Here is a 13,214-nt window from a genome sequence, read left to right as displayed (position 1 = left end):
GGACGCGCCAACGCGCGCCGGGGGAACGAGCAGCGCGCGGAAACGTTAAGGCCGATGCGCCAACAAATGGTTTGAACCTCAAGCATTTATCGCTAGCTTCACCAATCGACCCTCATCCACGGAGCATGGGAACGTTGGTACTGCTCGATCTGATGGGCGGCGTGGCGCTGCTGCTGTGGGGCCTCCATATGGTCCAAAGCGGCATCCTGCGCGCCTTTGGCCCTGACCTGCGCCGCCTGCTCGGCAAGGCGCTGGGCAACCGCGCCAGCGCGTTCGCCGCCGGGCTCGGGCTCACCGCGCTGCTCCAGAGCAGCACGGCGACAGCGCTGCTCACCAGCTCGTTCGCGGCCGAGGGCCTGCTCAGCCTCGTTGCGGCGCTTGCCATCATGTTAGGGGCCAATGTCGGTACCACGCTGATCGTGCAGGCGCTGTCATTCAACATCGCCGCTGTCGCACCCGTGCTGTTCGTACTCGGGCTCGTTGCGTTCCGCTCCGGCCCACGCTCGCGCATCAAGGATATCGGCCGTATCTCAATCGGTCTTGGCTTGATGCTGCTGTCGCTGCACATCCTGCTCGACACGCTGGCGCCGGCCGAGAACGCGCCCGGCGCCCGCGTCATCATGTCGGCCATCACAGGCGATCCCATCCTGTGCATCGTGATCGCAGCGCTCGTCACGTGGGCCGTGCATTCGAGCGTCGCCAGCGTGCTGCTGATCATGTCGCTGGCCTATGCCCAGTTCGTGACACCCTACGCGGCGTTGGCCCTCGTGCTCGGCGCCAATCTCGGCAGCGCCATCAACCCCGTGTTCGAAGGCGCCAACCGCGACGATCCCGCCAGCTATCGCCTGCCGGTCGGCAATCTCATCAATCGCGTGATCGGGATAGCCCTCGTCTTGCCGTTCCTTGGCCCGATCGCCGAGCACATGCATGCCTGGCAGCCTGATCTCGCCAGGATGACGGCGGCATTTCACATCGCTTTCAACGTCGGCACGGCCGTCCTGTTCATCGGCCTGCTCGACACGATGTCGCGCCTGTTGACCCGCCTCTTGCCGGATCGCGTGCAGGAGACCGACCCCGCCCGCCCGCGTTATCTCGACGAGACCGCGCTGGAGACGCCGTCACTGGCGCTCGCCGACGCAGCACGCGAGACCTTGCGGATGGGCGACTTTGTCGAGGTCATGTTGCGCAACGTCATGGCCGCGATGATGACGGGCGACCGCGCGCTGGTCGACCAGGTCTCGAAGATGGACAATGTCGTCGACGGCCTCGACGAGGCCATCAAGCTCTATGTGACGAAGCTCATGCGGGGCAGCCTCGACGAGAGCGAGGGCCGGCGCGCAATGGAGATCATCTCCTTCGCGATCAATCTCGAGCATATCGGCGACATCATCGACAAGAGTCTGAGCGAGCTTGCGACCAAGAAGATCAAGCGGCGCTTCCAGTTCTCGGCCGAGGGTGCCGAGGAGCTCGCCGCCTTCCACAAGCGCACGATGGACTCGCTGCGGATCGCCTTCGGCGTCTTCATGTCGGGCGATGCCAACGAAGCGCGCAAGCTGCTGGCGGAGAAGACCGCGCTGCGCAACACCGAGCTTGCCGCCGTCGAGCGCCATCTCGACCGCCTGCGCGAGGGCCGGCCCCAGACCATCGAGACCACCTCGCTGCATCTGGACGTGCTGCGCGATCTGCGCCGCATCCACTCGCATATCTGCTCGGTCGCCTACCCCGTTCTGGACGCGGCCGGCGAGCCCTATCGCAGGAGCGAGGCGGATGCCGCCGCCGTGCCGGCCACACGTGCGGCCCCGGCGCTGCCGCGCTGATCAAGCCGCCTCAGCGCTCCAGCGTCTTCGAGGCGCGGCCACGGTTCTTGATGATCAGCATGATGTTGCGGATGTAGATCACCGTGGCCAACGCCTGTCCCAGGATGATCACGGGCTCGCGCTTCACGACACCGTAAACCAGCGTCATCAGCCCGCCGCCCATGGAGCAGAACCAGAACGCCATCGGCACGACGCTGTTGCCGGCACGCTCGCTCGCGATCCACTGCACCAGGAATCGGGCGGTGAAGAACAGCTGCGCGACCAGGCCGAACGCCAGCCAGAAATCGAACTTGGCGACGAAGACGTCGTAGAGATAGTTGCTCAGCGCCTGACCGTATTGAATGATCATGCCTTCACCTCGGTCACGTCTGGTGTCGGCTTCTTGCGGCGGATCAGCCACCACACGCCGACGAGATCCATGATGCCGATCCAGAGCCGGTCGAAGAAACCGTAATTCGACACGCCGGAGCGGCGCGGCCGGTCGATCACCTCGACATAGGCGATCTCGTAGCCTTCGCGGCGGACCAGCGCCGGCAGGAAGCGGTGCAGCCCATCGAAATAGGGCATCATCAGAAACACCTCGCGCCGGAATGCCTTCAGGCCGCAGCCGGTATCACGCGTGCCGTCCTTCAGGATCGCATTGCGGACGCCGTTGGCGACGCGCGACTGAAACTTCTTGAAGCCGGTGTCCTTGCGCCCGATCCGCTGGCCGGCGGCGAGGCCGACGCGCGCGCCCTTCTCGACCGCCGCGATCAGGTCCGGCAGGAAGGCCGGGTTGTTCTGGCCGTCGCCGTCGAGCGTCGCGACAATGGCGCCGCGCGCCGCGCGCACGCCGCTGCGCACCGCCGCCGACTGGCCGCCCGATCTGGCGTGGCGAAGCTGCCGCAGATTGTCCCGCTGCTGCATGACGGAAGCGAGCCGCTCGCCGGTCGCATCGGTGGAGCCGTCGTTGACGTAGATGATCTCGTAGCCCCAACGGCCGTCGAGCGCCGCGCCGATCTCTTCGATCAGCGGCGCGATGTTATCCGCTTCGTTGCGCACGGGAACGACGATGGAAACCGCAGGCTGGGAAACCGAAGGCTGGGGCGACGACAAATCGAAAGCTCGTGGTTGGAATGGGCCTGCGACTTGCGGAACCGGCGGCCCCGGCAAGGCAGCCGCTTTTATGGGGCGGATGCCCGGTGGGCAACCCTTTTGAGGCGGCCCGAGACTGTCCCGGCAAGAGGCACAATGGTGCCGTCCGCCCTGATGGCGAAGCCCAGCCTCCGGGCCGCAAACCAGTAGCGCACCGCCATGGCGCCGACCATGCCGACCAGGGCACCGGCGACGACGTCGCTTGGGTGATGCGCGAGCAGCACCAGGCGCGTCAGCAGGATCACAATTGCGTAAGTGAACATGAACACGCGCAGGCGCGGCCACAACGCCGAGACGGCAAAGGCCAGCGCGAACGCCGTCACCGCATGGCCCGACGGCAGGCTGGCGTAGGCCCCCGTTCCCTCGAGCGGGACGAAGTTGAACGGATTGGCTTGGCCGCCGACGAACGGACGCCCGCGCCCGATCAGATATTTCAGGATCTCGGTGACGAACACCGGCAGGGTAACAGACAGAAACAGGAACTGGAGACGGGTGCCCAAACCGAGCAGCAGGGTGCGGCGGCTGCCGTAAAGGCCTGCCGCAGCGAGCGCCACGGCCACCAGCGCAATCCCGAGCACCGAGAGCACATACTCGTCCTTGCCGAAATCGGTGAGGATGCGGATCGGCCACAGGCTCGGCGTGCCCCGCGCCGGCATCAGCTGGATCTCGGTCTGGTCGAACGCGAGCATCAGCCCGATGACCAGGGCCGCGCCCGCAGCGCTAAGCCACAGCGAATGCCGCGCCAGCTTTCGCGCGGCCTCGGCGCGGCGCGAATGCGAGGGCGAGCGCATCAGCTGCGCGAGCGCGCGTCCCACAATTGTGAGCAATTGCGCGGGATAGCCCGGACGCGGCGCGATGTCGGTCGTAACAGGCATCCTACTCGGTGCCTTCCGAGCGGAAGATCGAGATCGAGATCGCGCGCCCTTGCGAGAAATTGTAGCCATCGATGCGCGTGCCGACCTTGTAGCGCAGCCCGATCGCCTCAGCGCGTTGCGCGAAGCTGCGCTCCGTACGCTGCTCGATCAGCGCGAAGCGGCAACTCCCCTGCAGCAGGAAGTCCGCTGCGCCCGAGCCGTCGGTGAGCAACGTCTGCGTGCCCGTCAGGAACACGAGGCTCGGCTCGTGATAGCCGGCCGCAGCCGCCTTCGGTCCGACGCAGGTGACGTTGCGAAGTGCACGCGCGATCTCGATGCTCGGAAACAGCGGGGTCAGCGACGGCAGCACGATGCCATAGACCACGACCGCCAGCATCAGGGCCGCGACCAGCGCGTTGAGCACCGAGCGCTCCGCGCGGTTGTTGTCGTAGAGCCACCAGGCGAACAGGCCGAAGATCAGCGATGCTGCGATGAACGGCCAGGCGACGAAGGCCGGCTGCCGCGTCAGCATCACCGCGCCGACGACGGCGATGATCGAAGCGGCCGCGGGAATCGCAAACCACCAGGCCGAGCCGCGCATCAGCCAGGACCGCGACAGCACGCGCCGCTCCAGCGCACCGACGGTGAGGATCGCGATCGCCGGATACAGCGGCAGCACGTAATGCGGCAGCTTGGTCAGCACCGCCTCGAACACGATCCAGGACGGGATCAGCCAGGCCAGCAGGAACTGGGCACCGGGCTCGCGCCGCGCCCGCCACACCGCAGGCGCCGCCATCGCCGCGAGCGGCGCGCCGGGCCAGAACGTGATCCAGAACAGCGCCAGGTAAAGTCCTGGCGGCGCACCATGGGATTCCTGGGCGCCCAGCTTGCTCAGCATGTCGCCGCCGACGGAATCGGCGAAGAAGGCATCGCCCGCGCGCCAGAAGATCGCGACGAACCAGGGCAGCACCAGCACCAGCATCCACATCAGGCCCCAGAGCGGGCGTAGCTTCCAGAGCCAGGAGGCATCGCGGTCCTGGATCGCCAGCGCGACCGCGGTCAGCCCTGCGAACATCAGGATCAGCGGGCCCTTGATCAGGATGCCCACCGCGAGCGCGGTCCAGAATATCGCGGGCCAGCTCCAGGGCGGATGGGCCTCGTCCTCGGCACGCTGCCACGACAGATAGGCGCGCGCCATCGCGCCCATCGCGGCGGTCACGCAAAGCAGCAGCATCGCGTCGGTTTTCGCGAGCCGCGCCTCGACGCCGAGCAGCACGGAGGCGCACATCAGGAGCGCGGCGAGCACCGCGGCACGGCGCGTGACGAAGCCGAGCGCGGCCCAGTAGGTCATGAGCACGGCACCGATGGCGCCAATCAGCGACGGCAGCCGGTAGACCCAGATCCGCAATTCGGCCTTCGGCAGCTTGAGCGCAGATGCGGCTTCAACCGCGGCCGATTGCAGCCAGTAGATGCCGACCGGCTTCTTGTAACGGACGTCTTCCTGGAAACGGATGTCGACATAGTCGCCGCTCTCGACCATCTGCTTGGTGGCCTGGGCAAAGCGCGCCTCGTCGCGATCGATCGGCGGGATCGTGAAGAAACCCGGCAGGAACAGCAGCAGCGCGCACACTAGGAGGAAGCCGACCGCACGGGCATGGCTAGCCGTCGCGAGGTCGAGCATGGACACGAGCCGACTGCCCGGATTCACGGGCGATTTCGGCTCGCGGGGCGCTCCAAAACGAGGCGTGGGATAGGTCTCGGCCATTGGTTCCGCTTACGCCGAAACCGCCATCGCCACAACCGCTTGAGGCGGGATCATTGAATTCGAATGACAACTGTGTCCGCGGCGCCAGTCGCATCGATGACGGTCAGCCGCGCAAAGCCTGGACCTGGCGGATCGATCAGCCGCTGGCGGCGTCCATCGATCTCGCCGCGCGACGTTCCGTTAACCATGACGGTCATGGGCAGCACGCCGCCCGCGACTTTCACCGGCATGGCTGCGCTTCCCTCGCCGCCGGAGCGATCGACGTCGATCCGCGAGCCGTTCAGCGGAAACTGAATGTGCAGCGCCTGTTCGCCGCCGATTCGCACCAGTTCTCCGACCGGGCGGAACCGCCTCAGCGGCAACGGCAACTTCGCGTTGCTCGCCACCAGGGTTCCCTTCGGCGGCTTCGGCAGCGGCGCTAGCGTCTTGCCGGACCTGGCGAAGGCGTCGAACAGGATCGGCGCGGCAGCGACCCGCCCGATCAGGCCCGGAACCGGAGCGCCGTCCGGACGGCCGACCCAGACGCCGATGGTCATGCGGCCATCGAACCCGACCGACCAGGCGTCGCGATAGCCGTAGGAGGTGCCGGTCTTGAAGGCGATGCGGTTGTGGGCGGCGTTCTCCGGCGGCGGCGTGCCCAGCAGCACGTTGCCGACCTGCCAGGCCGCGGCCTGATCCAGGAGCCGCAGCGGCTCGCGGTCGTCCCTGGCCGCAATGACCTCGCGCAGCGGCCTGGTGGTGCCGAGCCGGGCGACCCCCGTATAGAGCTGGGCAAGATCCTGAAGCGTTACGCCGACGCCGCCGAGGCCCATCGCGAGGCCCGGCGCCTCGTCCTTGGGCAGCACCAGATTGCCGCCGGCCTGCCGCAGCCGCGAGGCCAGCCGGCTCGCGCCGACGCGGTCGAGCAGCACGATGGCCGGCACGTTCAGCGACAATTGCAGCGCCTTCTTCACCGGCACCGTTCCCTGGAACGTCATGTCGAAATTTTCCGGCGCGTAGGAGCCGAAGCGGACCGGCCGGTCGTCGATCAGGCTGTCGGGGTGAACGAAGCCGTCCTCGAAGGCGAGGCCGTAGATGAACGGCTTCAGCGTCGAGCCCGGCGAGCGGATGGCGCGGGTCATGTCGACCTGCCCGGCCCGGCTCTCATCGAAATAATCGGCAGATCCGACCCGCGCCAGCACGTCGCCGCTCTCATTATCGACGACGATGATGCCGATGGAGATGTTCGGCCCGAGCGCAACGGCGCGGTCGCGCGCCAGCGGCTCCAGCACCTTCTGCAGATTCGCATCCAGCGTCAGCTTGATGACCGGCGTGTCCTTGACGGTCGAGAGCGCGGTGTCGGAGGCGTGCGGCGCCAGGATCGGCATCGGCTTGCGAAGTTTTGGCACCGGCACCGCCTTGGCCTGCGTCGCGTCGTCAGCACTGACGACATGCTCCTCGACCATGCGATCGAGCACGCGGTCGCGCGCCTTGCGTGCGGTCTCGGGATAGCGATCGAGCCGGCGCGTCTCCGGCGATTGCGGCAGCGCGACCAGAAGCGCGGCTTCGGCCAGCGACAGCCGCTTCGGCTCCTTGCCGAGATAGGCGATCGAGGCTGAGCGGATGCCTTCGAGATTGCCGCCGTAAGGCGCGAGCGCGAGATAGAGGTCGAGGATCTCGGCCTTGCTCATGCTGCGCTCGATCTCGATCGCACGCACGATCTGCCGCAGCTTTGCATAGAGCGAGCGCTGCCGTCGCGGCTCCATCAGGCGGGCAAGCTGCATGCTGATGGTCGAGCCGCCGGAGACGATGTGGCCGCGCGTCGTGAGTTGCAACGCGGCGCGGCCGAGCGCGAGCGGATCGAGGCCATTATGCATGTAGAAGCGCTGGTCCTCATAGGCGAGCAGCAGTTTCAGATAGGTCGGATCGACGTTGGCCTTGGCGTCGACCGGCAGCCGCCAGCGACCGTCCGCCATCGCATAGGCGCGCAGCAGCTTTCCGTTGCGGTCGATAATGGTGGTGGAGACCTGGCGCGCCTCGCCGAGCGGGAGAGGACCAAGCGAGTAGACCCAGCCGACGAAGCCGATGATGAACGTGAGCGCTAGCGCGGAGGGTATACGCATAATGCTGCGCCCTCCTCCTCCGTCATTCCGGGGCGACTCGAAGAGTCGAAACCGGAATCTCGAGATTCCGGGTCTGGTCCTTCGGACCATCCCGGAATGACGAGATACCTTGTTGACCTCGCTCATCGCACCGCCACTCACTTCGCCGCCCGCACCTCGACAGTGCCCGTGCCCGTCCGCCCGTAGCGCGAGGGATTGTACATGTCCTCGACATAGGCCTGCGGTAGCACGTATTTGCCCGGCGAGACCGCGCGCACGACATAGGCAACGGTGAAGACCGCGTTGGAATCCGAGGCGCGGTCGATGGCCGCGGTGAAGCGGTCGTCGCGGAACTCGGTGTCCTCGGGCTCCTCGCCGTCCTCGATCCAGTCCAGCGTGCCGCTGTCGCCGGACGAGACCAGCTTCGGATTGTCGATCTCGAGTCCGGCCGGCAGATAGTCGGACACCATGATGTGGCCGTATTCGGGCTTGGCTTCGGTGATCTTCAGCACCACTGCAAAACGCTGGTTCTGCTTGACCTTGCTGATGTCGGCGGGCTTGCCGTCGAGCGTGAAGTAGCTGCGCTCGATCTTGAAGCCGTTGGACGCTGCCGGCTCCGGCGTCACCGGCGAGCCCGACACCGAGACCACCGCCTGGACCGGCGCGTCGCCGGTGTTGGTGATCTTCAGCGGCTTGCCGCTCAGCGTGTCCGCCTTGTAGCTGCGATAGAGCGCGGTCTTGACGCTCTGGCCGTCAACCTCGATCGACATGTTCTCCTTGGCCAGTGCGCGCGCCGCCAGCACCAGCCACGCATTCTCCTGCGTGGAGGTGTAGGGCGTGAGCCCGCGCGCGGTCTCGACCCGGGTCACCGCCTGCGTCAGCGTCGCCTTCGGCGCGTTGCTTTCGCTGGCAAGTGACACCAGCGCAGCGGCGTCACGGAGCTGCGAGCCGTAATCGGTGCGGCCGAACTCCAGCACCGGCTTCGGCGCGAGGCTGTCGAGGGCTGCGCCATAGACCCGCTCGGCGCGGTTGCGGTCGCCGACCAGCGCGAGCGCCGCGGCGAGCTGCGACTTCGCAATCGGCGTTGCGAGGTTGGCGAGCTTGGTGTCGGCGAGATAGCGCAGATCGCCAATGGGAGCTGCGCCATTGCGGGCGAGCACGTACAGACCGTAGGCGAGATCGCGCCCGCCGTCCTTCTCCGGCTCGTTGCCGTTGAGGACGGAGTTGCGGATGCGGTCCAGCGCGTTCTTGAACAGCACATCCGGCACCACAAAGCCCTTCTCGCGGGCGCGGGTCAGGAAGTCCGTCACGTAAGCATCGAGCCAGGCGTCATCGCCGCCGGCCGACCACAGACCAAACGAGCCATTGGAGCCCTGGCGTGCCAGCAGCCGCTCGATCGCGTCGCGGATGCGCTGGTCGACCTCTGTATCCATGGCCAGATGCGCGCCGGCCGCGAGCTCGTTGACATAGAGCAGCGGCATCGCGCGGCTGGTGATCTGCTCCGAGCAGCCATAGGGATAGCGGTCGAGCGCCTTGAGGATCGTCGCGGCATCGAGCGCGGTCGACAGGCTCGCCGAAACCGAGACGCTGCCGGTGCCCGGCACGAGATCGGCGAACATGTCCGAGGTCAGCGTCAGGCTCTCGCCCTTCGCCAGCGTGCGGATCGAGCGCCGCGCCAGCACCTGCGTCGCCGCCTTGACGTCGAGCGCGTAGTGCCGCGCCAGCGCCAGGCCGTTCGGCCCCTTGATGTCGACGTCGAGCGTCGCCTGCCCCGCCGCGGTCGCATCGATCGCGAGCGAGAACGAGTTGCGCTGCTTGGCGGCGAGCTTGACCGTGGTGGCGGGATTGCCGGTCATCTTCACCGGACCGCCCGTCTTGACGTTGATGATGTAGTCGCCGGCCTGGCCCTCGACATTGTCGATCTCGAGATTGACCGTGCCGTGGTCGCCGTTGAGCAGGAAGCGCGGCAGGGTCGTGGTCAGCACCACGGGATCGCGGATCACGACATCAATGTTGGCGCGGCCGAGCTTGGTCGCGGTCCACGCCACCGCCAACACCCGCGCGGTGCCGGCGAACTCGGGGATGTCGAAGCTCACCTCCGCCGTGCCGTCGGCCGCGACCGTGACGATGCCGGAATAAAGCGCCAGCGGCTTTTGCGCGGGCGGCGAGCCCTGGAGGTCGGCCGCACCGGCATCACCGCCGGACCTGATCTGGCCGCGCGTGCCCGACATGCCGTTGATCAGCTGCCCATACAGATCGCGGATCTCGGCACTGAGGCGGCGCTGGCCGAGATAGTAATCATCCGGCGCCGGCGGCTTGTAGTTGGTGAGGTTGAGGATGCCGACATCGACCGCCGCGATTACGACCTTGGCGTCTTCGCCCGGATTGAGTCCGTCGAGCTTGACCGGGATCTTCAGCGTCGCGTTCGGCCGGATCAGCGCAGGTGGCGTCAGCTTGACCTGGAGCGTGCGGGCCTGCTTGTCGATGCCGAACCATTTCAGGCCGATCGCCCGGCCCGGCATGCGTTGCGCAGCCGCATCGAGCGGACGGCGCAGCGTCGCCACCACATAGGCGCCGGTGCCCCAGTCCTTGCCAACTGGGAGCTTGACCTGCGCGGTGCCCTCCTTGACGTCGATGGCCTGCGTCGTCAGCAGACGGTCGCCGAGCACGTTGACGGTGAGCTTGCCCGCGGTGCGGACGTTCACCGACACGGTCATGGTGTCGCCGGAAGCATATTGCGGCTTGTCGATCGAGGTCTCCAGCAAGTCCGGCGTGTCGGCGCTGCCGTCGGAATACCAGCCGACGTCGAACTGCACCGAGGTCACCGGGCCGTCGGCGTCGTTCGATTTCACGTCGAGCCGGTAGCGGCCGGGCTGCGGGCTCAGCGAAATACGCGACGGCTTGTCGGCGGTAACAGTGACGTCGCCGTCAGCGACGCGCGAGGTCGACTTGACCGGCTCGTAGTCCCAGTAATTGTTCTGGCGATACCATTGGTAGCGCGACTCCATCTTCAAGAGTTCGTAGCGCAGGCCGTCGCGGCGCAGCCTCTCGCCCTCGGGCGAGACGAATACGACGTCGAACTCGGCCTTGTCGCCCTCGGCGACGTTCTTGTCGCCGAACAGCGGCTTGATGCCGATCATGGCGCTCGCGGGCGCGACCGGCAGCACGATCTTGCGCTCGACGGCACGGCCGCCAGTCTCGACCATGCGGACGAAGATCTGCGCTTCCTGCGGACGGGTCGAGGCCGGCGGCTTGTCCAGCGTGACCGGAAAGGTCGCAACGCCGTTGGCGTCGGCCTCGGGCAGGTTCTCCAGCGGCGTGCGCTCGTTCGAGGTGGTCTCCTCGTCGGCAACGCCGAACTGATATCCGGCAAAGCCCGGTCGTTCGCTTGCGGGCGCGATCAGCATGTCGCCCTCGAGCTGGAGGCCCGAGGCCGGCGCGCCATAGAGGAAATGGCCGTCCGCCTTAAGCTCCACTGGAGCGTTAGCTTTGATCAGCTTGACCTTGGCGGACAACTCGAATTCGATCCGATCAGGAACGTAGTCCTCGACCATGAACGTGGTCTCGCCGACCGACGTGCCTTTCGGATCGGTGAAGGCGCGCACCCGCCAGGTCCCGGTCGGGACGGCCGAGTTGAGCGGCACGGCGAGCGAGCGGCCGCCGGCGCCCTGGTCAGGCAGCACGGCGCGGCGGAATTCGACGCCGTCGGGACGCTCGATCACCAGCGTCAGCGGCCCGCCCGAGACGGCATTGCCCTGCCCGTCGCGGAGCAGCACAGTGAGATAGACCGTCTCGCTGGAGCGGTAGACGCCGCGCTCGGCATAGACGAAGGCATCGGCGCCAACCGGCACGGCACGACCCGCAACGCCGCGGTCGGACAGGTCGAACGCGGATGTCTTGAGGCTCAGGAAGGCATAGTCGGCCTTCTCGCCGGTCACCGTCAGCATCGCGGGCGACAGGCCGCCCTCGCCGCGCGCGAGGCCCGCCTCGAACAGCACGTGGCCGGAATCGTCGGTCTTGCGCGTCGCCAGTATCTCGTTGTTGCGCGCGACCAGCCGCACCTCAGCCTTGCCCACCGGATCGGTCGAGGCCAGCGAGTTGACGAAGACATGAATGCCGTCATTGCCGGAATAGGCGGTGACGCCGAGGTCCGACACGATGAACCATTGCGTCGCGAGCTGGTAGTCATCGTCCGAGCCCGGGCCCTTGGCGGCGGCCGTCATCACGTAGACGCCGGGCTGCAGCTCGCCGAGCGCCTGGTCGACCGGAAATGCGGTGGTGACGTCCTGGTTCAGCGTCATCGCGGTGGCGAGCTCGCCGGTCCAGACTTTCACGCCGCGCTCGCCACCGAGATCGCTGAGCTGGTATTTCGACAGCGTCTTCTGGAAGTCGCTGTCCACGACCGTGTTGATCAGGTTGCGATCGCCGATCCGGAACACGTTGACGCTGACCGCGGGCGTGTTGACACTGACCACGGGAATGCCGCGCTGGCCGGTCTTGGGCAGCACATAGGCGCGGCTGGTGAAGCGCACCAACGGCTTGCGATCACGCACATAGACGTTGAACTCGGCCGATTTCGGCAGGCCTTCCTTGACAGTGGACGGCAGGCCGGCGCGCAGATTGATGTTGTAGCGCTCGCCGTGCTTGAGCCCGTCGACGCAGAGCTGCTTGCCTTCGGCCGACAGTGCCGGCTTGTCCTGGCCTGCGAGGGCGAGGAACGGCGCAAAGTCAGTGCGCTTGGCGAGCTCCTCCGAGAATTGGAAGCAGGCGCGCGGGCTCGCCGAATCCGAGTCCACGGTATAGTCGAGCAGCCGGAAACCGTGCTCGTCACGCATCTTTTCATATTGGCCGCGGACGTCCGCGACCTCGCGCATGTCGAGCGACAGCCGCAGCGCATCCAGCGCCGGCCGCCACAGCTTTCGCTCGGCCAGCGACCTGCCGAGCACGGCGAGCGCATCCGCCTCCTCGTTCGCGTTGCCGGCGCGCTGGTAGGCGATGTAGGCCGCGGTCGAGGCGCGCTCAAACAGGAATGTCTGCTCGCTCGAACTCTTCGGCGAGATCTGGAAGATCACCTTGGCGAGCCGCAGCCAGTTGCCGGTATCCTCCGGCGTGGTCGCCGCGATCTGGCCGAGTACCGACAGGCCGGTGCGGTAATCATTACGGCGGAAGGCGGCGTCCGCGTCGGTGCGCAAGCTCGCGCTGGTCTTGGCGACCGGCCCCGCCTCGCTCTTGATCTGCGCCTCGAGCTTGATCGCGGAATCGGCAAGGTCGTCGCGTTTGAACGCCTTGTCCGCGGCATGCGCCGTGCCCAAGCCAAACGCCAGCGTGGCGCAGATTGTGACGGCGCGAACCAGACCGATCATGAGGGACTCCCGGAAATCGCGGCGAGCGCCGCGTGAGCATGAAATGCGTGGAAAGGTGACGGACTCAAGGCGATGGAACCAAAGGTGCAAATCGTCGCATTCGCCATGACAAAGCAAGCCCGGAGGAGACCAACCCAGACACCGCCGCGCACGCCGTCCTGATGGCGCAGCAATTCCGGACCAGTCGACCGGCGGCAATG

7 protein-coding genes are annotated in these 13,214 nt (G+C 66.8%); 1 reads left to right on the top strand and 6 read right to left on the bottom strand.

What is annotated here, in order from left to right:
- Nucleotides 1-125: 125 nt before the first annotated feature.
- Nucleotides 126-1,817 carry a Na/Pi cotransporter family protein gene (locus QSV46_RS29065; protein WP_314959636.1) on the top strand — a complete coding sequence of 564 codons (1,692 nt, stop codon included), beginning with the start codon at nucleotides 126-128 and terminating at the stop codon, nucleotides 1,815-1,817.
- Nucleotides 1,818-1,827: 10 nt separating this feature from the next.
- On the opposite strand, the gene QSV46_RS29060 is transcribed toward QSV46_RS29065, so the two are convergent.
- From QSV46_RS29060 to QSV46_RS29035, 6 genes are all read right to left on the bottom strand, one after another.
- Nucleotides 1,828-2,166 (bottom strand): lipid-A-disaccharide synthase N-terminal domain-containing protein, encoded by a 339-nt coding sequence (locus tag QSV46_RS29060; RefSeq protein ID WP_027542719.1) that lies wholly within the window; start codon nucleotides 2,164-2,166, stop codon nucleotides 1,828-1,830.
- Nucleotides 2,163-2,912 (bottom strand): glycosyltransferase family 2 protein, encoded by a 750-nt coding sequence (locus tag QSV46_RS29055; protein ID WP_314959629.1) that lies wholly within the window; start codon nucleotides 2,910-2,912, stop codon nucleotides 2,163-2,165. Before QSV46_RS29055 ends, QSV46_RS29060 begins: the two co-directional genes overlap by 4 nt.
- Before the next feature lie 68 nt (nucleotides 2,913-2,980).
- Entirely contained in the window at nucleotides 2,981-3,826 is an 846-nt protein-coding gene (locus QSV46_RS29050; protein ID WP_314959627.1) for a phosphatase PAP2 family protein, read from the bottom strand.
- A gap of 1 nt (nucleotide 3,827) precedes the next feature.
- The gene (locus QSV46_RS29045) at nucleotides 3,828-5,570 is read right to left on the bottom strand and encodes a glycosyltransferase family 39 protein (protein ID WP_314959625.1); all 1,743 of its coding nucleotides are present in this window, start codon (nucleotides 5,568-5,570) and stop codon (nucleotides 3,828-3,830) included.
- Nucleotides 5,571-5,620: 50 nt separating this feature from the next.
- A complete protein-coding gene (gene pbpC / locus QSV46_RS29040) occupies nucleotides 5,621-7,672 on the bottom strand; it encodes a penicillin-binding protein 1C (protein ID WP_314959623.1) in 2,052 nt (683 codons plus the stop codon).
- 137 nt (nucleotides 7,673-7,809) lie between these two features.
- Nucleotides 7,810-13,014 carry an alpha-2-macroglobulin gene (locus QSV46_RS29035; RefSeq protein WP_314959621.1) on the bottom strand — a complete coding sequence of 1,735 codons (5,205 nt, stop codon included), beginning with the start codon at nucleotides 13,012-13,014 and terminating at the stop codon, nucleotides 7,810-7,812.
- Between the last annotated feature and the right edge of the window lie 200 nt (nucleotides 13,015-13,214).

The organism is Bradyrhizobium cosmicum (genome assembly GCF_032290525.1).
GTDB lineage: Bacteria > Pseudomonadota > Alphaproteobacteria > Rhizobiales > Xanthobacteraceae > Bradyrhizobium > Bradyrhizobium cosmicum_A.
The sequence above is the reverse complement of the archived record's forward strand: the minus strand, read 5'-3'. Positions and strand labels throughout refer to the sequence as shown.